Genomic DNA, 20161 nt, shown 5'->3' with positions numbered 1-20161 from the left:
CGCCAGCAAGCGGAGGAGGGGGATGCCATCCCGCGGGCTAGGAGCACCTCGCCCTGGCCGCAGTATCGGAAGCCCATTCCTGTAGATGCCCAGGTACAAAAAGCTGATGACGGGCGCGGGTACCTCCTGTGTAGACCGCAGCAAAAGCCCGGGAAGCATCCAGACGATCGGAACCGCTGCTATCCAATAGCTCAGGGGCCAGCATCACTGAATTGACCTCCGAGTTCTTGGCCGCAACGACCGTTCCCAGTTTGTAGGGCGCATTGCCAGACTGGTCCAACTTCATGAGGCTGCGTTCGAAGTCCATTGTCGAATATCCCTTTTCAAGCATCCGGTCTATACGATCAAAGGCGCTCTCCCGCTTCGAGACATCCTTTCGCAGCGCGTCCCAGGAGGTGTACTTGAACAGGGCGCCATGTGTCGGTCTGATTCCTTCGCGGTAGAGCCCTATGCAGTCGAGGACAAACCACCTGAAACCTCCCTCGCACCCTGGCAGAAGGCTGAACTGTGCCTTCGCGTTGGCCAGGCGCTGGAACCACTCAAACATTCCCCACTCAGACCACACCAAAATGGTAGTAGGCTGCTCCGGAATGAAGGGACGGCTATAGAACACGACCCTTGTGTCCTGTTCGCGGCTCCCCTCGAGCGGGTGCACGTCGACCACTGGGTTCTGCTCAATCAGGGTGTTCACCGCAGCTTCCATCTCTCGGCCTGAACGGAGAGAGTGGAATATTTCACGCCGGCGAACGTGTGGCGCACGCTCCACAGCGGCCCCGTCCAGGCGCTGGCAGGAATCCCCCAAGGTGATCACCGGGATAGAGCACCGATCCAGGAATTGAGCCATTGGGGCAGGGAGGTCATGGGCCTCATCGACGATCACGTGAGTGAAGCCTGGCTCGACGGCCGCTGTACTGCTGAGCGAAACCTCTTTGATCCGGTGGTAGCCACGGACAGGTAGCTCCAGTGATGAAGACGACGGGAAAATGGTCTCTTGCCAGAGTCGATTTGCGCATTGGACGAGAAGCTCTTTCTGGGGCACCGAGTACGACCCGCCCAATGATGGAAGATGATGAACTCCAATCTCGGCGTCACGGCTTGTGCAGTACCGGAAGACCGTCCTGTTGGCCACTGAGGCGACTTGACTGGGAGTGAGGTTACCAACGGGCTTGAATTCCAGGTGGTTGGCAATCTGGCTCATCTCTACACGCGCTCGTCTCATCGATAAGCGGAAGGATCTGGAACCATGCCGTCCGACATCCAGTTGAAGCGAGCGGACTGCAAGCTCCGAGAAAGTCATACCCGTTACCCGGCCAGTCCCGACCCTCTGCTGCAGGGCATCAAGTTGCACCTTGGTCATGGCCAGGACGAGAGGGCGGTAAGAGGTGAGGCAGTCGATGAGGCGCTCGATCATGAACGTCTTTCCCGTTCCGGCGAGAGCCTGGAGGTGAAAGTCCTCATCCAATTCCGACTTAAAGACACGGAATGCCCGGGCCTGTTGGGGGGCGAGGTTGAAGGACTTTCCAGCTGCGTCAACAAACCTCTCGGTAAATGGATTCAAGGCCTCTGCATGGCGTGAGGTGAATTCGAAATCCCATTTTCGGTCTTCTGTGAGGTAACCCTCAGCATCCAGATCTTCGGGTTCGAGAAGACGGATTGACAGTGACCGCAGCTGATTTAGCCCGGCGCTGAACAACTGAGGGTTGAAGCGGCTGAACACCAGAGAGGAGAAGGAAACACCCTGGCCAGCGGATTCCAGGTCAAAGCCGGCATCAATAAGGCCCGCTAAAGCGCGCTCCAGCCGAGCACTGGGATCTGTTGTCTGGGCCAGCGTAGGTATGGACTGGATAGCGATCACAGCGGCCAAGGACGGAATAGACCACTGCGCAAGCAGCGCTGCGGATGAGCAGTCGCGAGCTTCCAAGGCATTCGCCTGAGGACGGGAGAGAGGGAGGAACAAACGTGTTCGTGGCATACCTTGGGCACCTTAAGCACACAGCACCCAGCGCGTAGATCACCCGGGACGTACTTGAACTAGATTTTGAGAGGAGTGTAACGACTCCCTCCCCGAAAACTAGCCAATAGTGGGCTCCCCAATTGCATTGTCTTAGAGGTGATTCAGGATGAAGGCAGGCATTCGAAAACTGGTGCAGGCCAGCGCTATGGTCCCGTTGCTGGCTGGCGGGGCTCAAGACAATGGTGGGTTGGAATACCAGGTCTTCCCAGAGCGGTTCCACGACCTTGCAGCCACCTTGACCAAACACTCCGGTGATGGATGGACCCTGAAGGCGGTGGAGGTCATATCCCTCAACTGCCCGCAAGGCGTTAAGGAGTGTGCCTTGGTGGTAATGGAGCGTGAGTTTTCCAGCAAACCGAGAGCGTCAGCGAACAACACTCGCAACTAGCAGGCCAGTAAACTCAAGGGTGATAGGTGTATGATTTTCCATCCGCTCACTAGAGAACAAGCAGTATGAAGCTTCTGGCTTTATTGATGTGCATGAGCCCTGGATTGGTTTTTGCGGGATCAAACGATTGCTACCGAATCAAGGATAAAGACTCGGAAAGCTATTGCCTGGCGGTAACCAGTGGTAACACTTCGAAGTGTTACAGCATCAAGAACAAAGACACAGAGAAGTTATGTTTGGCCGAGGTTAGAGGTAATGCTTCGTCTTGCTACAGCATCAGAGACAAGGACACTAAGAACCTATGCCTTGCAAAGGTGAGGAAATAAGATGGACTGTGTTGAAGACGTTAATACCTGTGCTGAGCCAAGATTGTGCTGGTGGTGGTCCGGCCATCTTTGGTACGTACACCAGGAGAACGCGCACCGCCGATCGCGCGGAAATGTACCACACAGCCTGGTAGGCGCCGGCTACACAAAACAACTCGCGCTCGAGGAACTCTGTCGACTTGTGCGGTGCTAAGTGATACTGAGGCCAAACGCTTAGAAGACATCGGTCTTACGGTGCCAAGAAGCAGGGCTATATTTAGGGGGTGGCGGAACGCCGCTCAAATAAATGGAGTTTCCCCAAGAGACAGTGCGTATCCGCCCAATTTACTGGAGTAGAGCGCAAAGAAATGCCTAGCATTTCCGATTATTGTTATAATCGGAAATGCTAGGCATGTCTGTTTTTACAACTTTTAAGCATCAAAATTGTGGAATCTGCATCTTCGCTCATGCATGAGTGCGAAGACTCAGAATGGGCCTAACACCAGGCTGAACTATAGACTGTGCCATACTTCATTTGGGGGCATTCCGGGGATTCCGAACGGAGGTCCCACCATGCGTTCGCTCACACTGATTCCCTTGCTGACCAGTTGCATCATCAGTCCGCTGTGCGCCTCCCAGCCGTTTCCCAACACCCAGGTCACCGATGGACAACTATTGGCGCGGGACTTCAATCGCGGCGGCCACTCGCATGTACAGAAGCGAGCCAATAATCCTCACAACCATGCCGGTAAACGCCAGATCAGAGTGCACAACTACGCTAACGAGGCCGTGCCCTTCATCGTTCACGGCAAAAAGGCCTTCCGCGGAAAGCATGTGAAGAAAGATTTCGTAGCGAATGGCCGGCGTTTCAAAGGATCACCCACGAACTCTTTCTCGCCAGGCCAAGCGCAGCAGCGTCCCAAAATGCTCTTTGGAAAGGCCCAGCGCTTTGTTGCTGGCACGCCAAATAGGCAGTTGGTGGTATTCCGGCAGCCGGTGTACATCAATAATGGCAATGGGTTCCAGGAAAAGGTGTTAATACATGTCTTCGATCCTAGACAACGGGCATTCATCGCCAGACAAATCCAAGATCCATAAATCGTACAAACAACGCCAATTCTGGGTTTGACGTAAATACAGCAAGACACAGGGAAAGATCGGTCTTTACCCTACCCTTATATATTGGCGAAGGACTATTCCGCTCATATTTCCGCTTTATAAGTTAAGCGGAAATGCGGAGTTACGAACAGCTTATATACAGGTTGCAAACAGAAAACAGCCTTGTTATCAACAGGCTACCGGAATTCGATGTGCGGAACCGGAATTTAGTGAGCGCCTACCGGAGTTCTATGTGCGGTGGCCGGATTAGCATGTACGGTTACCGGTAATTCCTGAGCGGTCACCGGAATAATGTGTACTAACACCGGAAAGCTGTGCGCGTCAAGACGCACTGTAAACACAAGCCCGCTGCTTGTTGTAGCCATCTATCCACACCCTATAACCCCAGTTGGTAATCCCATGTTAAATAACCCCATTCATTTTAACCCCACTACTTAAACCGAGCATCGCACCCCGATGTTGCTTGCAGCTAACCCGCCAGCATCTGGAAAGCGTCATCCTGGTTTGACTGCAGGTGCTCATCGCTCCCTACCCTGGCCACCGCAATCCGGCCCCCTGTTTTGGTTTGACCTGGCCATGGACGTCGATAGGCTGACCTTGCCCGCTGGATCATGCTCGATATGGGTTTCCAGCATTCACAACAAACGGAAGATCACTATGTCCAAGGCCCTGATTGTCGACGACTCTCGCACCGACGCCTACGTATCCCAGAAATGCGCGGATCAACTGTTCGATGAAGTCAAAGTGGTGGGTACCCTGCAGGAGCTCCTGCAGGTGGTGCCGTCGTTCAATCCCGACGTCATTTTCATGGATTTGTACCTGGGCGAATGGCACAACGGCCTTTCCCATATTCGTGAGCTCCGCTCGGGCCATGGCGAACTCAGCATCACGCCGATCATCGTTCTCTCGAGCAAGGCCGCTGAGGAAGACAAGCGTCTGGCAGTCGAAGCTGGTGCGGCCGGCTACATCGTGAAGCCAGCTACTCTCGACAAAATGATGGAGTCCCTTCGCCGCTACGTCCCTGGCTTCATCCCCAAAGGCTGGGAGTCTGTCATAGCGTGATTGAAATACTCCAAGCAGACCAAGAACTCTTCATTGGCATCGTTGCGCTTGTGAGCCTCATGGTTGGGAGTTTCCTCAACGTCGTGGCCTACCGGCTGCCGATCATGCTGGAACGCGCCTGGACAATTGAGGCTCAGGAATGCCTGGGCCTACCCTCAAGCGAACCAGTTGGCCGGTTCACCCTGTCGTCGCCCTCCTCTGCTTGTCCCAATTGCGGGCACAAGATCCGCCCCTGGGAAAACCTCCCAGTGGTGAGCTACATCGCGTTACGCGGCAAATGCTCAGGCTGTGGCACCAAGATCAGCATCACTTATCCTGCCGTTGAGTTGGCGACCGTCCTCCTCTCCGCGTCGCTGGCCTGGCACTACGGTGTAACTCCTGCTGCTTGTGCCGCAATAGTGCTGCTGTGGATGCTCATAGCCCTTTGCCTGATCGACCTAAAGGTCATGCTGCTCCCAGATGCGATTACACTTCCAGCCCTTTGGCTCGGTCTGGTTGCGAACTATTTCGGCGTATTCGCGTCGTTGCACGACGCGGTTGCAGGGGCGGTGGTGGGATATATGACGTTCTGGACGATAGGTAAGCTCTTCTACGTCGTCCGCGGTGTCGAGGGCCTGGGCCAAGGTGATTACAAGCTGTTTGCACTCTTTGGTGCCTGGGGGGGGTGGCAAGTGCTGCCCGCGACTTTGCTGATCGCCAGCGTGACCACTGCTGCTGTGGGGATGGCGATCAGACTCGGCCGAAAGGACCGCTATCTGCCGTTTGGTCCTGGTCTGATCGTAGGTGGGGTGATCACCCTGGTTTTCGGCAGTGAAATCAATCATTGGCTTTTGTACCGGTAAACGGTGAAATCCGGGACCGGAATTTCCTGAGCGCCCCATGATCTGGGCGCTTCAAGGGCAATCTTGGCTTGTGCTACGAAGCAACGCGGTTAACCTTGGGGTATTCGCTTTCTATTGCTCCGAGGTCCGCTTGCCAGCTCCAGCAAAAACACCCAACAGTGGCGCCCGCCCTTCCCCACTGTTTGATACCTACGAAACCTTTCTCTCGTCTTCGGCTGCTGAGTACGTTGCAGAGCGGCCGGCGATTGAGGAGTTCCTAAAGGTTTTCGCTCCCCATATTCCGGCAGCAAATGACCTCGCCCATGCTCGAGCGTTTTTGAAGTCCTATAGCGGCCAAGCAACCACGTTTAAGGCCTATCGCACGCAGGTAGAGCGCATCCTGTTGTGGTCCTGGATCATCGCAGGGAAATCGATTCTGGACTTGCGCCGGTCTGACGCTGAGAGATTCATGGATTTCAACGTGGCTCCGCCCGCGAGCTGGGTGGGAGATGCTGTACGCCAGAGGTTCCTCCCAAGGGGGGGCGTCTACGAACCGAACCCTGCCTGGCGCCCCTTCGGCATCAAGATTTCGAAAAGTGATCGAAAGAGAGCCAAGGAAGCCGGCGAGGAGTTGGGGGTGTCTGGTTACAAAATGGCTCAGGGCAGTATCCGGCAGGTCTTTTCCATCTGTAGTTCGTTCTTCGAATTTTTGACTCAGGAGGACCTGGCTCAAGGAAACCCCTTCAAGGCGATCAAGGGCAAAAGTCGTTGGATCAGGACCACAGCCAAACGAAGTGGCGGGAAATCCCTTACCCAGCTGCAGTGGGACTTCGTGATCGAGACCGCGGAGCTCATGGCTAACGAAGCACCGGAATCTCATGAGCGCACGTTGTTCATTGTCTCTTCTCTGTTCTCTATGTACCTACGAGTCTCGGACCTGGTAGGTAATCAGCTCTGGACTCCAACGATGGGTTCGTTCGTCAAGGAGGATGAAACTTGGTGGTACGAGGTGGTTGGTAAAGGGAACGTAGAAGCGCGCATTGCAGTGAAGCCTGACTACCTCAAGTACCTGAAGCGGTACCGTCAGAGCCGTAATCTCACGCCCCTGCCACTGAAGGGAGAGCAGGCCCCTCTCCTCACAAAGTTGAATGGTGCCCCAGGATTGAGTGATCGCCAGGTGCGGAACATTGTCCAGGAGGTCTTTGATCGGGCTCTGAAGCGAATGCATGAGGAGGGACGATCGGATTGTGAAGTTGACGACCTACGGGTTGCCACCCTGCATTGGCTTCGTCACACAGGGGCGACCTTTGATGCTCCTCATCGTGATGCAAAAAACCTTCAGGCCGATCTCCGGCACAAGTCGATGAGCACGACTCAGGACATCTACTACAACTCGCTGGACGATCAGCGTGCGGCTGAAGTTGAAGGCCTGACGGTCAAGCGCTGATCCAGCGGGCGGGTTAGCGCAAGCAACAACAGGGATTAGCCTGCGATCGGCTTACCTTCCGGGTTAGAGAACAGGGTTATCTTTCTTGGGGTTACCGATTGGGGTTATAGGGTGTGGACAGATGGCTGCACCCCAAGCCCTGTCTACCGTAGGCTACTTTGACGCCGTACACCGGATTCCGGGACCCGTACAGCCTGATCCGGTAGCCGTACACGAGGCTCCGGTCAGCGCTCAGAGGACTCCGGTTGATGCACGCAAGATTCCGGTCGCGCTCAGGGGATTCCGGTGGCGTACACCGGAATCCGGTCTCCTGTTGATAACTAGCCATTAATTTCTGGATAACCTGTGTCTAAGCTGTGTGCAACCTGTGCATGGCAACTGCTTTACTTTACCGAAGCATCAGTAAATCGGCTTTAAATACAGTGGCTTACACCTGTATATGGTTACCTTTTACTGACAGCATGAGTCACGCCTGGCTAACGACCGGAATGCTGTGAGCGTACGGGTAAATCCCCTTCTGAACCGGAATTTGTTGAGCGGGAGGGCGTTCAGGTCTGGAATACGGCTAATGCGAGACCGGATTTCTCTGAGCGCTTCCCCAAACGCCCCTACCCGCGGCTATTAGCTCCTCGAACCGGAATCTCCTGAGCGCCAAGGGAGGCAATGAGGGTGGAGCGGGGACCGGAATCTTGCGAGCGCCCGGGAATCTAGCCGGCCTGCGGCAAAATGCACATCGAGACCAACCGGAATTTCGTGTACGCCAAGTCCGACGCAGGCTCTGCCAGTCGGACTTGGCGATGCGCAGATCGACCGGATTTTAGTGAGCGGGCACAACAAGGCACTCGCACAAGATTGAATCGGTCTCGGGGCTGCTCGAGCTGGCCAACCTTGGCAGCCTTATGAGTGGTACGGGGGCTAGCAACAGCGGATGGGCCTTGCCCACATCCCTGAGCCGCAACTTCCAGCGTCGACGCCAGAGTCATGGGGCGCGCGGCTGGCGCAATAGCCCAGCCCCATCATAGTCTCCGGTGACCAGGAAGAAGCGATTACGATCACGACCAGGCCCGCATGCTGAATTTGCCGGAATTCCGTGAGCTGGGAAACGCGCCGAGGGGCGGCCTTGATGACGTCTGTCCAGGGCTTGCTTTTCTGGTACCGGATTCCTTTGAGCGGCAACTGGCTTTGACGGTGGTTACCCTTCAGGAAGACCGGATTCTCGTGAGCGGTACCCAGCGCATGCCAATCCTCGAGGTGGATAGGCCGGAATATCGTGAGCGCAAGGCTCAATGACTGCTCTAGGGTGAACCGGAATCTGGTGTACACCTACTCCCCCGGGGCTTTGCAACTGTGTAAAGCATGGGGGCAAGAGCTGGAGTGCGATTGAGAGATAGAGGTCTGAACACCGGAATTTCATGAGCGCAGCGTCCCGCTGGACGCTACACCGTTCAACTCCGGATTCTGGTGAGCGCCCGGCAGCGCGCCGGCTAGGGAGGCAGAGGGTGACCGGAATTCTGTGTACGGACTGCCCGCCCGGTTTTCTCCTCGTGGGGCATCGATCCAGCCGGGGAAGACCACATCAGCGCGTTCCGCGGATTTACGGGGCAGGGTTTTCAGTGGAAGACCAGGTCCGATATTCCGGCCGGAATTTGGTGAGCGGCCCGTATTTCCTGCCCTGGAGGCATGGTCGGTGATCGGCACTACGCAGAATGGACCGGAATTTCCTGAGCGGTGCGTGAAAGAGCGCTCATCCTCCCGGCCGGAATCTGGTGAGCGCTCGAGCTCCGAACCTATTGCCACGGTAACCGGATTCTTGTGAGCGCCCCGTTTTTCATGGGATACAGCAAAGCCTTGCTCGGTTTTAGCGACCGGAATCCTGTGTACGGTATGAGAGATGCCGAACAAGTGGGTTGATCTTCTTCGAGCCGGAATGCTCTGAGCGCTCACAGGATTCCGGCGATCCGAACCGCCAAAGCGGATCTCAGAACGGCTTATGCGAAAACGGTCTTGATTTGGACTAAAAAATCAAGATGAGGGAATATATCCTTTGCATCAGGTTTGTCGAGACGGACGAAACGCGAAAAGTAAGAGAGATAGGCCATGACCGAGTTGAAGCTGACACCTGAAGAAGTACGGCAGGTAGCTGTAGATGACAGGCGATTCAAGCTGCAAACAAAGTTCGATCTGGAATCAGGTCAGGGCGTTCTCCCTTTCACGAATGAGCGTTTCTTTGAGCAAAGCAACCCCATCGTCCGTTCAGCCCTCTTCTCAGCGGGCAAGATTCCCAAAGGCCTCTTCTTCCAGGAATGGACAGAGATCTTCTCCTTGGGATCGGGCTCAATCTGGTACCGCGGTCCGGCGCTGTCTACAGATCACGAACTCGTCCTGGCCCGAATCATGGTGCTGGCCCGCGGCAGGTCACTGACCCAGTCCGTCAAAGTCAAACAGGCTGATGTCTGTCGTTGGCTCAAGCTCGACGACTCCGGTGCGAACTTCAAAAAGGCCCGAAGGATTCTTGATGACCTCGCCGGCGGCGAACTGCGGATTTCAAGCAAGCCTGCTCTGAAGAGACTCTACAACCTGCTCACACGACCGCCGCTCGGACTGCCTGATAGGGACTTCTTTCTCGAGTACATCAAGAATCGCTACGGAGATCAGATCAAGGAGATCGCGGCGGCAATTGAGTCAGATGATACGGTGGTCGATATCAGCATGCGGTTCTTGACCAACCAGGCAAAGAACCACAAGACAGGGCGACTACTGCTTAACCTTGACCCGATCGCTGCAATTTTCTTCGATGGTGTGAATACCACCCTGGTGCCCTTTGAGATCATGGATCAATTGGATCGATTTGGGACCAAGCTTTTGCCCTTCATCGCATCCCATAGAGATGGGGTATGGCCTATCGGGCTTGAGAAGTACCACGAGTTCAGTGGTTCAAAATCCGAGTATCAGAAGGTCAAGCGGCGGGTGAAGTCGGATCTCAAAAAGCGATTCGAAGACTGGCAGGCGAAGGCCTGGATTGAACCTGGTTGGGACATCTCCAGGAACGATGACGGGGACGAAATAGTCCGAGGGTTGAAGATCGGAGCGAAGGTGCGCATCCGTTCTGAGCTGGAAATCCTTACGGCTGTAGGGGATGACTTAGAGGATGCGGAAGACATTGATGCTGCCGAGGCTGAATCAGCTTGAGGCGCGGTGACCGCGCCTCATGGGGATGACTTAAGCAACGCTTGCGGTCGAGTCAAAAGCTAGGCATTCAGAAACTGGGATGAACTCTTGCCGCCGGCACAGCCAAGCCGAAAGGAAGGTGTAGGCAGTAGTGAGCGCGGCGATCATGGCCATCGTTTCTTTCTTCTCCCTTCGATTCCTTGCATTCGCTCTAGCCTGGGACTCCCCTTTGTACTTTGTGCTTACGAATAGTGATGCCACCAGTGCGCCGAGCACCGCATAGAACACTGACACCAGAGTCATTTTGGCGATGAGTGACAGGCTGATGCTCAGCCATCCCTGATTGGTTCGCACTGACGCATACACCGCGAACATCAATGCAAGCATGAAACCCGTTAGGCCTGCGACCATTGCGAGTTGACGGGGGAGCTCGAGCCAGTTCATCAAGAAGGCCAACACCACGCCTGCAGCCGGCAAGAGGTTCGTGATTGCGGCATCCGTATAGTCGTTGTAGATGGTTGCTTGCCCCTGATGGTGCCTCCACATCGCCCAAGCTGTCAGAAGCGCACCCGCCAGCAGCATGTACTTCCAGGCCGGGCTGGATTTGAACTGCTGCCACAGAGATTTCTCCGGCGCGCGGTATGACGGCGAGAACGAGGTTGTACTCGAAGCTTGCGCAACCTGTTGGGGTGGTTGGTACTGCGGGATTTGGGCTGGTGCCTGCTGGTGCGCCCGTTGAGATTCGATCGCTTGGGCGGCCTGAGCGCGCTGCTGGAGTTCGATGATCGCCTGCTGGCGCTGATTCTCGATCTGCTTCTGTCGAGCTGCGTCTTCAGCCGCCAGGCGCTCCTCAGTTTGCCGCTGCCTGATGGCCTCCTCTTCCTGGCGCTTGATGAGCTGGGCCTGAGCTAAAGCCGATGCCGATTTACCCCTCTCTGCCGTCACATACTGATCAAGCGCCTGTATGCGGGCGCCGATGGTTTTGTCGAGGCACTTTTGGTCAGTACATGCATCCCTTGTAGCGAGCCATTCACGCTGCGACTGACGGACCGCCTCGTACTGGTCAGGATTTACCTCCAGAGCGGTCCTATAGGATTTGGCTAACCAATCGTCCAACCCGGAAAGGTAGCCATCACGGCAGATTTCTTTTTCGGGGAAGCTGCTGGCCTTGGAGCAGTCAAAGCTTGCTGCCACAGTTTGGCCGGCCAGGAGGGCCAGAAGCAGACCGGAGGCTGCTGCACGAAGTTGCATCAAGATCATCCTTTACTTGTTGATCGCCTGTCTGCGTTATCGGCGGCCCACGGCGGTTTATGAGCCCCCGTTGACCATAACGCCCGAGCCGAATGATGCCAGTCAGTCCTACTGATGGCTATCTGCCAGGTCCTCAGGTGTTTCCTTCCGCACCACGTTCTTCCGCGGATTGGACGCGGGAGGAAAGCTCTGCCTTCATGCCCTCCAGCTGGGCGGAAAGGCGTCTCACCTCGCTGTTCTGAGTTCGAGCAGAGGCTTTTGCTTCCACCAGTTTCTCCTCGGTCTCTCGTCTCTCCTTGACGGCGCTTTCAAGCTGCCTTTCGGCCTCCGAATGCTGAGTTTTTACCGTGGCGAGTTCGATCCTCAGGTTCATGAGTGATTGCTCTGCGACCTGCAGCTTGTCCTTCGCGCTGTCAGCCTCAAGCGCCAACTTCCTGTTCTGCGCTTGCAGGTCGGTCAACTGGGAGGTCATGCCAGACAGTTGCTTATTCAGGCTCAGGATTTCCCCTCTCAGTTGGATGTTGTCCGCCGAGAGGGTGCGGTTGTCTTCGCGCAGAGAGGTCAGCGCGTTATCGAAAGTCGCCTGCTCCTGCCGGCGTTGCTCGTTCAGGGCTGCGAGATAGTGCTCATGAGCATCCCGCTCTGCTTGAAGGTCGTGGGTTAGCTTGCTGGTCGAGCGCTTCTCCACCTCCAGGTTACGTTGCGTGTCAGTCAGCTCCTGGGCCAGGCGGCCCAACTCAATGTTGGCCGAGTTCAAGCGCTCAGTCAGTTCGCCCAGCAGCCGTTCGCGATCGGCAAGGGTGCCTTCAGTCTTCGCAAGCTGATCGACGGTGGCTTGGTGCACCACTCGCTCGCCATCAAGGACCTCCTCCATTTCCTTGATTTGCGCCTCGCAGCGCTGCTCGCCTTCACGAACGATCCGCTCGGAGTTCTCTTTCATCTTGTCGTGAAGCGCGTGTACCAAGGCCTGCAGCTCGGTCTGGATGCGCCCGCCATCGCCCAGCATTTCGATTTCCTCGTCGCGGAGATCCTTCCAGAACCTCTGCACTGTCGAGTAGGAGCCGCCTGTGATGGCCTGTATGGAACGCACAGTAACTGGGGAACCCTGGTTACGGAGTTGCGCAATCGCCTGGCGAACCTCCTCTTTCGTGATCCCAACGCGGCTCATGGCTGCCCTCCGTACCTATTGACAGTATCCGAAAACTATGATTTGGCGCCATTTTACCGGCGAACTTTTGTTACTTGCATTACGTAACAGGTAATTACGGTAATATTATAGGTCATGCGCAAGAGAAACGGGTTAAAAATCACATCGGATAAAAACTGTAATCCTTGGCCATAGCCTCAAAACGGCCCTGTACGTGATTTCTGGCGGTTTCATGTGGGGTGTAGGGCGTACTTTGCGCGTACGGATGAATTTCGCTGCGGGGCTGATCTGGCTACAAATCGTGGTGGCTGTTACTGAGAGGGGCGGCCGCTAAGCTGGGGGAAAGGAGCAAAAAGCAGAGCCTTCCAATACCGCGATGAGGTGGTGAAGCGAGCGTGAGTGTATTCTGTCGCCCTTGCACAAACTGAACTCACAGGAAACGGAATGAAAGGGCCGGTCGCGACAGTCGAGCTCTGGGAAAAGGGCCGATGTGTTTTCAGTCACGCGGTCTCTAGGGAGCTGCTCCAGGCTGCAGTTGATGAAGGTTGTCATTTGCTGCTTGTAGGAGGAGACGGGGCACCGGTGCTTGGCAAAGATGCAATGGTCCCCCTAGGTCATCTGTTGAAACGACAACGGAGCCAGCGCGGCCAGCAACCTGCTGTTCAGCCAAACACTGAAGATCGCTCGCCCGGTGTCAGCTTGGGGTGGCTTATCGCACTGTTCGAATGGGCCTGTCAGAATTCCCCGCTCGCAGAAATCCGGTACGTTCACCATGCCGAGTTCACCCTTCCCACACCGAAGCAGCCCTTGCTTCGGATTGAACAGCATGACTCAGGCCGCTACGCCCCTCGGACTTGGGAGAATGCCAAGAGCGCTGACATTACCGTCGCCTTTGCCTCCGATTTCACAACCCGGGGTGAGCAATTGACACTGCGGGCGGCCGGTGAAGCCTATGTGGCCATCCCCGTTTCAATCGAGCCAGTCGCCGCTGCCCGGCGCCTCTATAAGGCGATGTCAGCTGCAAAGGCGCGCACCTTGAATGTCGCCGGGAACGGTATCTACACACTGTCTAAGCATGGCTGGACGCAGGAGAGCATCAATGCCTGGGTGTACCAAGTCATCGGCAAGGTCCACCAGCACTGGCCAATCGAGTTCATCCGATCTGGCGGCCAGACAGGAGTTGACGTTGCCGGTTTGGTTAGTGCGCATGCGTTGGGGATTGATTGTCTTGGCCTGTTTCCGAAGCACTTCCTCCAACGAGCGGAGGACAACGTTGATGTGCGTCGCACTGCAACAGAACTCGAAGCTGAAATTCGGACCTGGGCATTGATGCTTGGAGTTAAGAATCCATCGACTGATGAATAGGTCTAGGGTGGCGGTGGGGCCTGGCGCAACCGGTAGGCATCGTACCCCTGCAAGAAATAGCCTTTGGCTACGAGGCTGTTCAACAGTCGCTGATTGACGATCGATTGCACGTACACGATCAACCCATTGCTGTCCGCAATCCGTTCTGCATGGCTCAGGAAATGTGTGAATTGCCCCTTCCCTCGCTCGCCTTCATTCGTGACTTCCAGATCAGCCAGGTCAAGCGTCCAGCGGCCTTCCCCGCCAATCCTGCGTGCCGCGATCCGGGCATACACCATCAGGTCGCCAAACTGGAAGCGAGATCTAGCCCCCATAGATCTAGCATTCGCTGCAGCGAAAGCTTCAAGGGCCAGGTAGTTGGTGGCGTGATTGCTCATCGATGGGATTACTCATTTGGGACTAAGTACCAGGTGTAGGTTGAGCGCAGGTCAACTCGACGAGCCTGGCCAGGTGGCTGACCTCTACAAGTCCTACGGTGATCTGGAGTCGATGGTATCCCGACTGATCAGCCGCCAGGTTCCCAACCAGATCGAAAATACCTTCGGCCGCTACACGGCGATTCGTGCGGTTCAAGAACGTGGGCAGTTCGTGATCGACGCTGCCGCGGCGCTCAAAGGCTCCGTCAATGGCCCTGTCATTATCGACAGCATTCAGATCGAGAATCTGGATTTCAGCGATGCCTACGAGCGCTCCATCGAGGATCGAATGAAGGCGGAGGTCCAGGTCAAAACTCGTGAGCAGATGCTGGCAACGGAGAAAGTCCAGGCTGAGATCCGCGTGACCCAGGCGAACGCAGAAGCTGAAGCCAAGCTCGCTCAAGCCAAGGCGGACGCCGAGGCGACACGGCTTCGTGGCGAGGCTGAAGCCGAAGCCATCAAGGCTCGTGCGGCAGCGTTGGCGAGCAACCAGAACCTCGTTGAGCTGACCAAGGCCGAACGATGGGATGGAAAACTTCCCACCACCATGATCCCCGACTCGGCAATTCCCTTCCTGGGCTCCAAGAACTGACTGAGTTCTTCATCCGCCAAGGCCCGCCCCATCTAGGCGGGCCATCTCACGGTGAACTCCAATGATGCGGAGGCGGGCAAACTTTCCGCCCGCCCTCTTCATTCGAACCCTTGCCAACTCACCGTTATCCTCCCGACCAACAACAAGCTTGGGAGGCACCAATGGAAATTGTCCACGCGACCCGTCCTGATGGATCAACGGTACAGCTACGAGTTGATGGTTCGGAGGTCGGCACAACCGACAGCGACCAGAAGCTGCTTCATCTTCTTCCCAAGCTACTTTTGGATGAACCTTTAACTGAGGCCGTATCCCTGGACCGAGTGGTGTTGGAGGTCATCTCCAACGTCGACGGTTTGCTCCCGGCCGAAGGCGTGGTGATCCGGCAGCCGTACCCCAATTCCTCCTACCTGGTCGGTGGTTCGGTGCGTAATCGCAATGGTTGGTGCGTACCGGCGGCCAATCTCCCTGAGCGCTTCGAAGTAGAGTTCCGCTGGACCTTCGTGTCACTGCTCAGTGACGGAAGTGATTGGGTGGTTCGCCATTTCATCCAACTGGAGCTGGAGCAAGGCCCGTTTCGGACGTACACCATGGCGGTGTCCAACTGGCCAAATGGCCGTGCCTCGGTCCCGAACATGTACCGCTATGCCATGGCATTTCTGAAGCCCTCCCAGGTGCTGGAGCAGCACAGAAAAGGAAGGCCGACGCTGAATGTCGGCCTCCTACGTGATGGCATGCTCGGCGTGACTTTCCGAGAGGAGATGCGGATTCCCACAATCCCCTACGAACAGGCAACCAGCATTCACCTTTACCAGAAACAGCAGCTACATGAAGTGGTCCAGGTTACGGATTTCACGTTGCTGAATGATGAGCACAAGGCAAATGGTGCCCTGGAGATGCCAGCAAGAGTGCTTCTGGATGCGATCTCTCTGGCAGCAAAGGTTCCCTACAAGCGCCCCGAGGTACCTTCCGCGACACCTGGAAGTTCCGAGGATTGCCTTGGGCAATTGGAATCGCACCCTGCTCTGCAGATGCTTTCCGACTGGTGGAACGCTCACCGGATTCCGGTGGCTGGAGAGTTGCCTGCGGCGATGGTCATGCCCTACATCCGGGTTCAAGATGATAACTCCTACTGGTGTGGGTACCGGGAGACACCCAACAGCACCATTGAGGGCATGAACTGCGTTTACAGTTCATGCGCTACCTGTGGTGATGCGGTCCTGCTTCACTTCATGGCTTCCGTGAAACACAGCGAGTTCCCAGATGGCTTCCTTGATGTGCGATGCCTGGATGGTTCCGAGTGGGTGGAGGTCGAAGCAACCCGTGAGCAAATGGCCAGGGGCGAGTATGACGAGGCCTACTACTGCCTGGCAGCACTTGCCGGATTCCCTAACAACTTTCCTGCTGCATACCGGCGCCTCCTGCAGGATTCCTTTGAAGCTCCATCGTCGCAATCCAGAGACTGGGCGTGAGGAGTAGGCGGGCATGAGGCCCGCCTTTCGCTTATTGGTCTTGGATCACCTCGAAGTAGCCCGCCGATTTCTCCACGGTGGTTTCCCCGCAGTGCGGACATTCAAGCGGCCAGCGGTCCAGGTCGCCCAGCGCATTGGGACTGAATTCGCGGATGGTGAAGGCTTCGCTGCACTTGCTGCAAATGAGCTGGTGGTCTTCGTACACAAGGATTCTCCAATCTGAAGGGCTAGCTCAATCTCTTGACTGAGCCTCTACCCTTTACAGTTTTCGAACAGGCGCCTATTCCGGCGGGTCAAAAGCTATGCTTTCAATCCGACCAAAAGGAACCCAGACATGTGCAGCCACTATGAGGCCCCGGAAACTCAGCGGTTGATCGATGGATTTGGGGTAGCTCCCGAGGGGCAGTTCAAGATGGATCTCTGGCCCTGCTACGAAGGTCCATTTATCCGTCTGCGTGACACTGAATCACCTGATGAGGAAGGGCCGGAATTTGAGGCGTTAGTCGGCCAATTTGGGCTCTTGCCATTTTGGGCAAAAACACGAACGTTGGGGCGTGATACTTACAATGCTCGCACCGAGACTGTGGCGAGCAAGCCTTCCTATCGAGTGGCTTGGCGTGAAGCGAAGCACTGCATCATCCCGGCCGCGGCAATCTATGAACCAGATTGGCGTACAGGAAAATCGGTCCCAACTCGCATCAGCAGGAAGGACGGCGGCATCATGTCGATCGCTGGGTTGTGGGAGCGGTGGAAGACTCCTGAGGGCGATTTGCATTCCTACACGATGCTGACTGTTAATGCGGATGACCACGCACTAATGCAAAATTTTCATAAGCCTGGTTCAGAAAAGCGCATGGTCGTCATCCTGCCAAACGGGCTGATCCAGGATTGGCTGCGCGCGCCGGCGGAGCGAAGTATGGATTTCATGCAGCAGTACCCTGCCGATCGCCTCCAGGCCGAAGCTAGGGGATGAACGTTCCGGGGCGGAAAGGCTTCGCAGGGTGCGTTCCAGGCGCAATATGAAGCTCAGTGCCCCTGCTGGCGCCTATATTCCTGCCATGCGTCGATCGGGGTGTTGATGCCTGGTTTGTTTATCCAGCTGTATCTCCCATGCTCGCCAAGTTGGGTCCACCACTGGAGTGCATCCTCTCCTCCGACAGCCAGAATGGCCATGCTCACCTCAGAGGTCAGCTCCCCAGGAGCAAGCTGGCCGTCGAACATTTCAAACAGAGTCTCAAGCGTGGCTGGTTTTCTCGGAAGATTGTCCTCCACTGTGTAGCGGTAGGACCCTTTTTGCCCCAAGAGAAAGCCATTACCGCTGGCAGATCCGAACTTCACCCCATCGATGGCGTTATCGATCATCTTGGGGATTTCTTCCAGGGCATCAGATGGCGCATCGATCTCGATTGTGATCTTCATTTTGATGCGCTCGGGTAGGCTGTCAGCCATGAAGGTGCTCCTGACGAGGAAGGGTTCTTACAGAAGCCTGGAATGTAGCGCGGCCTAGCCTGCACTCGCCATTCCCTCTACAAGAAAATTTTCCTGAGCAAGTGAAAGCCCCCTAGTGGCACAGGAAGCCCGCGTCGATGATGGACAGCAGACGAGAGAGATTGGGGGGGGAAAGATGGTTGCTGATAGTTTTAGGGGTAAGCCCGCGGTCCTGCAGAACACCTCTGCGTTGAGTGTGCTCCTAACGCACTTGGCAGAATCTGGCTGGCTTCCGCATGAGGTACTGCAAGGAAGCGAATGGCTGTACGCCCCCGACGTAACGAAGGTCCAGGAAAAGATTATTTGCTGCGACCCACCGGTGATTCGGCTGTTGAAGAACGGCAGCAACACTGCGCTGATTCACTTGAAGTGGGGCGAATCGCCTTCCAGGATGGTCGTGGATTACACCAAGTCCTGGGGATTCGAGCCCGTGATCCAGCAGGCGCTGGCGCGCATGAATGAAGCAGGTGTCAGCCAGTAGAATCATTGTCTACAGCCGTCTGGCGGGTGTCCCAGCCCCTCAGGCTGGCCCTAGGAAGGAAGGAAGAGGATCGAGATGGTTTTGATTGAAATGGCGCTACAGCGTGCGCTGAGCGCATATATGGGCAAGGTCGATAAGGCCGGCATGCCTTATATCTTGCATCCACTGCGTCTGATGGCCAGATTCACTGACCCATTCGAGCAAGCGGTATCTCTTCTCCACGATGTGATCGAGGACAGTGACACCACCGCGGAGGATCTACTCAACGAAGGCTTTCCGGAGTTCGTAGTCGAGGTCGTCGTCATCTTGAGCCGTCGACGTGGAGAGAGCTACGCGGACTTCATCGAACGGATTTGTCTAAACCCGCTGGCGCGCAAGATCAAGCTGGCTGACATCGAAGACAACCTAAACGTGCTGAGGCTGGCGAGCCTCGGGGAGTCGGATCTTCGTCGTGTGTCGAAATACCATCAGGCCTGGAAGCGCTTAAGCACCTTCGAAGCAGGCCAGTAGCGGCCAGCAGTGGCCTTTCCGCGAGGAGTTCACCTCCTCGCATGCCCCTACCCTCGATCCGCCCTGGAAGCCTGCAGCTTCCGGAATTTCAGCACCCTGTTTTCGCCCGAACTCAAGCGTTCATGGGGGTAAGCTCCGGACAACTGAATTTTCGCGGAGGGGATGAAATGCGTGGCTCACCTGGTCGCCAAGCGGGCTTCTCGCTTTTAGAGCTGTCGATTGTACTTGCCATCATGGCAATGCTTGCCGTCGCCGCTGTGCCGAGATACATGGAAGAGATCAATCGGAACCGTTCGCGAGTTACGACTGAAAACACTCAAGCCATCCTGGACGCGGCCAGGGCCTACCGGCTGTCCAAAGGAGCCTGGCCAGGTGGCGCATCCTGTATCAATGCCATCTCTGAAATGGTGAGCCAATCCCCGGCAATGCTGCCCTCTGGCCTGGACGTGAACAAATACAACAACACTGTCTCCACATCCTGCACGGCATGGACGTTCAGCGTTGACCAGTCCATCGTGGAAGACTGGGATGGGGTGCTGGCCAACAACCTACCGGGGACTTCGATCGTCAATGCATCTCAAAACCGAATCCGAAGCACCATTGGGATACCGGGCTCGGAGACAGCTAACGACGCGAAGCTATCTCGCGTAGCTGAGCAAAACGTAGAACTCAACCGGATGAGAACCAACCTGCTGTTGGGCAACAACGACATCAAGGAGGTTGGTCGAATCGAAGCGGTCAATGCCGCCATCAGTGGACTGGCAGAGGCTAGCCAGTTGAGGGTGAATGGCGTATCTCAGTTCAACGGAGAAGGTACCTTCCAAGACGGGATTTCGCTGCAGAAGGTCGTCCAGGAGAACACGTCCTGCCCAAAGACTGGTGCGATCGCAAGGTCTAGCGCCGGCGTAATACTTTCTTGCCAATCCGGTATTATTTAGAACTACACAGGTCATGCAGTTATATTGATACCATAAACTCTCGAAAGCGCACAGCGGCTGTCGTTACAAATATCCCACAAGTCCTTGCTCAATCTTTATCAGGCCTGAATTCAACACATAAGTGCAACGCTCACCCCTGTATGCACTTCGTACGGCGTCTTCCAGCCCAAGCGCTTGCGC

The 20161-nt window shown here is 55.9% G+C and carries 19 protein-coding genes and 1 pseudogene; 14 read left to right on the top strand and 6 right to left on the bottom strand.

Going from position 1 to position 20161, the window contains the following annotated elements; genetic code table 11:
* Positions 1 to 37: 37 nt before the first annotated feature.
* Entirely contained in the window at positions 38 to 1921 is a 1884-nt protein-coding gene (locus EKA13_RS15825) for a helicase (RefSeq protein WP_245704348.1), read from the bottom strand.
* Between the two features lie 199 nt (positions 1922 to 2120).
* Between EKA13_RS15825 and EKA13_RS15820 the strand changes: the two genes are divergently transcribed.
* The 7 genes from EKA13_RS15820 to EKA13_RS15790 all read left to right on the top strand — a co-directional run bounded on the left by EKA13_RS15820 (position 2121) and on the right by EKA13_RS15790 (position 10345).
* The gene (locus tag EKA13_RS15820; RefSeq protein WP_065760301.1) at positions 2121 to 2402 is read left to right on the top strand and encodes a hypothetical protein; all 282 of its coding nucleotides are present in this window, start codon (positions 2121 to 2123) and stop codon (positions 2400 to 2402) included.
* Between the two features lie 878 nt (positions 2403 to 3280).
* Complete coding sequence (locus tag EKA13_RS15815) at positions 3281 to 3805, top strand: hypothetical protein (RefSeq protein ID WP_010792479.1); 525 nt, start codon at positions 3281 to 3283, stop codon at positions 3803 to 3805.
* Positions 3806 to 4483: 678 nt separating this feature from the next.
* On the top strand, positions 4484 to 4888 hold the full coding sequence (locus EKA13_RS15810; protein ID WP_010792478.1) for a response regulator: 405 nt from the start codon (positions 4484 to 4486) through the stop codon (positions 4886 to 4888).
* Positions 4885 to 5730 (top strand): prepilin peptidase, encoded by an 846-nt coding sequence (locus EKA13_RS15805; RefSeq protein WP_021018399.1) that lies wholly within the window; start codon positions 4885 to 4887, stop codon positions 5728 to 5730. Before EKA13_RS15810 ends, EKA13_RS15805 begins: the two co-directional genes overlap by 4 nt.
* Positions 5731 to 5767: 37 nt before the next feature.
* On the top strand, positions 5768 to 7156 hold the full coding sequence (locus EKA13_RS15800) for a tyrosine-type recombinase/integrase (RefSeq protein WP_010792476.1): 1389 nt from the start codon (positions 5768 to 5770) through the stop codon (positions 7154 to 7156).
* Between the two features lie 1068 nt (positions 7157 to 8224).
* Entirely contained in the window at positions 8225 to 8446 is a 222-nt protein-coding gene (locus EKA13_RS15795) for a hypothetical protein (RefSeq protein ID WP_010792475.1), read from the top strand.
* 807 nt (positions 8447 to 9253) lie between these two features.
* Positions 9254 to 10345, top strand: coding sequence for a hypothetical protein (locus EKA13_RS15790; protein WP_010792474.1), 1092 nt, complete (start codon positions 9254 to 9256; stop codon positions 10343 to 10345).
* 30 nt (positions 10346 to 10375) lie between these two features.
* Here the strand turns inward: EKA13_RS15790 and EKA13_RS15785 are convergent, their stop codons facing one another.
* On the bottom strand, positions 10376 to 11575 hold the full coding sequence (locus EKA13_RS15785) for a hypothetical protein (protein WP_021018396.1): 1200 nt from the start codon (positions 11573 to 11575) through the stop codon (positions 10376 to 10378).
* Between the two features lie 133 nt (positions 11576 to 11708).
* The gene (locus EKA13_RS15780) at positions 11709 to 12743 is read right to left on the bottom strand and encodes a DNA-binding protein (RefSeq protein WP_010792471.1); all 1035 of its coding nucleotides are present in this window, start codon (positions 12741 to 12743) and stop codon (positions 11709 to 11711) included.
* A 423-nt stretch (positions 12744 to 13166) separates the two neighbouring features.
* Between EKA13_RS15780 and EKA13_RS15775 the strand changes: the two genes are divergently transcribed.
* Positions 13167 to 14087: a hypothetical protein gene (locus tag EKA13_RS15775; protein ID WP_021018395.1), complete on the top strand. Its 921-nt coding sequence runs from the start codon at positions 13167 to 13169 to the stop codon at positions 14085 to 14087.
* 2 nt (positions 14088 to 14089) lie between these two features.
* Here EKA13_RS15775 and EKA13_RS15770 read toward each other — a convergent pair whose 3' ends face one another.
* Complete coding sequence (locus EKA13_RS15770; RefSeq protein ID WP_033997839.1) at positions 14090 to 14464, bottom strand: hypothetical protein; 375 nt, start codon at positions 14462 to 14464, stop codon at positions 14090 to 14092.
* Between the two features lie 61 nt (positions 14465 to 14525).
* Between EKA13_RS15770 and EKA13_RS15765 the strand changes: the two are divergent.
* Positions 14526 to 15095, top strand: a pseudogene (locus EKA13_RS15765) (SPFH domain-containing protein); the annotation flags it as partial.
* Positions 15096 to 15256: 161 nt separating this feature from the next.
* Positions 15257 to 16564, top strand: coding sequence for a hypothetical protein (locus EKA13_RS15760; protein WP_021018394.1), 1308 nt, complete (start codon positions 15257 to 15259; stop codon positions 16562 to 16564).
* Positions 16565 to 16595: 31 nt separating this feature from the next.
* Here the strand turns inward: EKA13_RS15760 and EKA13_RS27855 are convergent, their stop codons facing one another.
* Positions 16596 to 16769 carry a hypothetical protein gene (locus EKA13_RS27855; protein WP_162835983.1) on the bottom strand — a complete coding sequence of 58 codons (174 nt, stop codon included), beginning with the start codon at positions 16767 to 16769 and terminating at the stop codon, positions 16596 to 16598.
* Between the two features lie 129 nt (positions 16770 to 16898).
* On the opposite strand from EKA13_RS27855, the gene EKA13_RS15755 reads away from it, so the two are divergent.
* Positions 16899 to 17537, top strand: coding sequence for an SOS response-associated peptidase (locus EKA13_RS15755; RefSeq protein WP_021018392.1), 639 nt, complete (start codon positions 16899 to 16901; stop codon positions 17535 to 17537).
* 53 nt (positions 17538 to 17590) lie between these two features.
* Here the strand turns inward: EKA13_RS15755 and EKA13_RS15750 are convergent, their stop codons facing one another.
* Positions 17591 to 18013: a hypothetical protein gene (locus tag EKA13_RS15750; protein WP_021018391.1), complete on the bottom strand. Its 423-nt coding sequence runs from the start codon at positions 18011 to 18013 to the stop codon at positions 17591 to 17593.
* Between the two features lie 115 nt (positions 18014 to 18128).
* Here EKA13_RS15750 and EKA13_RS15745 point away from each other — a divergent pair, with 115 nt between their 5' ends.
* From EKA13_RS15745 to EKA13_RS15735, 3 genes are all read left to right on the top strand, one after another.
* A complete protein-coding gene (locus EKA13_RS15745; protein ID WP_176717435.1) occupies positions 18129 to 18533 on the top strand; it encodes a hypothetical protein in 405 nt (134 codons plus the stop codon).
* A gap of 75 nt (positions 18534 to 18608) precedes the next feature.
* Positions 18609 to 19043 (top strand): metal-dependent phosphohydrolase, encoded by a 435-nt coding sequence (locus tag EKA13_RS15740; RefSeq protein WP_021018389.1) that lies wholly within the window; start codon positions 18609 to 18611, stop codon positions 19041 to 19043.
* A gap of 41 nt (positions 19044 to 19084) precedes the next feature.
* A complete protein-coding gene (locus EKA13_RS15735) occupies positions 19085 to 19981 on the top strand; it encodes a type II secretion system protein (RefSeq protein ID WP_021018388.1) in 897 nt (298 codons plus the stop codon).
* The last annotated feature ends 180 nt before the right edge of the window (positions 19982 to 20161 follow it).

The sequence above is a fragment of the Pseudomonas defluvii genome (genome assembly GCF_001695625.1).
Taxonomy (GTDB): domain Bacteria; phylum Pseudomonadota; class Gammaproteobacteria; order Pseudomonadales; family Pseudomonadaceae; genus Aquipseudomonas; species Aquipseudomonas defluvii.
This window is presented reverse-complemented; position numbering and strand designations above follow the sequence as displayed.

Bases quoted from the DNA above. Each gene is read 5' to 3' on its own strand.
- EKA13_RS15755 (WP_021018392.1), top strand. From the start codon at position 16,899: ATGTGCAGCCACTATGAGGCCCCGGAAACTCAGCGGTTGATCGATGGA.
- EKA13_RS15760 (WP_021018394.1), top strand. From the start codon at position 15,257: ATGGAAATTGTCCACGCGACCCGTCCTGATGGATCAACGGTACAGCTA.
- EKA13_RS15780 (WP_010792471.1), bottom strand. From the start codon at position 12,743: ATGAGCCGCGTTGGGATCACGAAAGAGGAGGTTCGCCAGGCGATTGCG.
- EKA13_RS15775 (WP_021018395.1), top strand. From the start codon at position 13,167: ATGAAAGGGCCGGTCGCGACAGTCGAGCTCTGGGAAAAGGGCCGATGT.
- EKA13_RS15820 (WP_065760301.1), top strand. From the start codon at position 2,121: ATGAAGGCAGGCATTCGAAAACTGGTGCAGGCCAGCGCTATGGTCCCG.
- EKA13_RS15785 (WP_021018396.1), bottom strand. From the start codon at position 11,575: ATGCAACTTCGTGCAGCAGCCTCCGGTCTGCTTCTGGCCCTCCTGGCC.
- EKA13_RS15790 (WP_010792474.1), top strand. From the start codon at position 9,254: ATGACCGAGTTGAAGCTGACACCTGAAGAAGTACGGCAGGTAGCTGTA.
- EKA13_RS15810 (WP_010792478.1), top strand. From the start codon at position 4,484: ATGTCCAAGGCCCTGATTGTCGACGACTCTCGCACCGACGCCTACGTA.
- EKA13_RS15770 (WP_033997839.1), bottom strand. From the start codon at position 14,464: ATGAGCAATCACGCCACCAACTACCTGGCCCTTGAAGCTTTCGCTGCA.
- EKA13_RS15815 (WP_010792479.1), top strand. From the start codon at position 3,281: ATGCGTTCGCTCACACTGATTCCCTTGCTGACCAGTTGCATCATCAGT.
- EKA13_RS15795 (WP_010792475.1), top strand. From the start codon at position 8,225: ATGCTGAATTTGCCGGAATTCCGTGAGCTGGGAAACGCGCCGAGGGGC.
- EKA13_RS15735 (WP_021018388.1), top strand. From the start codon at position 19,085: ATGCCCCTACCCTCGATCCGCCCTGGAAGCCTGCAGCTTCCGGAATTT.
- EKA13_RS15800 (WP_010792476.1), top strand. From the start codon at position 5,768: ATGATCTGGGCGCTTCAAGGGCAATCTTGGCTTGTGCTACGAAGCAAC.
- EKA13_RS15740 (WP_021018389.1), top strand. From the start codon at position 18,609: ATGGTTTTGATTGAAATGGCGCTACAGCGTGCGCTGAGCGCATATATG.
- EKA13_RS15750 (WP_021018391.1), bottom strand. From the start codon at position 18,013: ATGGCTGACAGCCTACCCGAGCGCATCAAAATGAAGATCACAATCGAG.